The sequence below is a fragment of the Bowmanella yangjiangensis genome (assembly GCF_017255015.1).
Taxonomy (GTDB): Bacteria; Pseudomonadota; Gammaproteobacteria; order Enterobacterales; family Alteromonadaceae; genus Bowmanella; species Bowmanella yangjiangensis.
Window position 1 is genome coordinate 1 of the sequence record NZ_JAFKCS010000510.1, and the last position, 548, is coordinate 548.

General features: G+C 71.5%; 1 protein-coding gene. It reads right to left on the reverse strand.

Annotated elements, in window-relative coordinates; genetic code table 11:
* On the reverse strand, positions 1–430 hold a 430-nt coding region (locus tag J0A65_RS25405; RefSeq protein WP_206596996.1), incomplete at its 3' end, for a hypothetical protein.
* Positions 431–548: the final 118 nt, after the last annotated feature.

Sequence of the window (548 nt, forward strand, 5' to 3'; positions counted from 1 at the left end):
CGTTGCACAGCAGCAGGCGCTGGCTGTGCGGCGGAATCTGCGACCAGGGGTGCTGCTCGGGCAGGGCTGGCACGTCCTGGCAGGGCAGGTGGCGGCCGGTCTGTTCGAGCAGTGCGGCCAGGCCGTCCAGCCAGGCGTCCTCGAGGGCGCTGCACACCACGAAGACGGCTTCACCGTTGCCGCGCTCGGCGATGCGCTGGCGTAGCCAGTCACGGTGCATGGCATCGGCGCGGGGTTCCAGGTCGACCACCAGCAGCGGCCGTGGTGCATCCGCCACCGCCTGCCAGAAGGCCTCGGGGTCCTGCTCGCTGTCGTGCAGATGGGCCTCGCCGAGCAGGGCTTCGGCGCGCTGGCGCAGGCTCTGGGCCAGTGCGCCACGGGACAGGCCCGGCCCGCTGAACAGGACGCGGGCGTAAGCGATTCGAGTCATGGCCGTCTCCGGGAAAAGGGTGGGGCAGTCTAGCGGCTCGGCGCGCTGCGCGCAGGCCCAATGCCCGAGGTGCCTTGACTCGAGGCGGCGGCGATGGTCATATCCGCCCCGCTTCAGG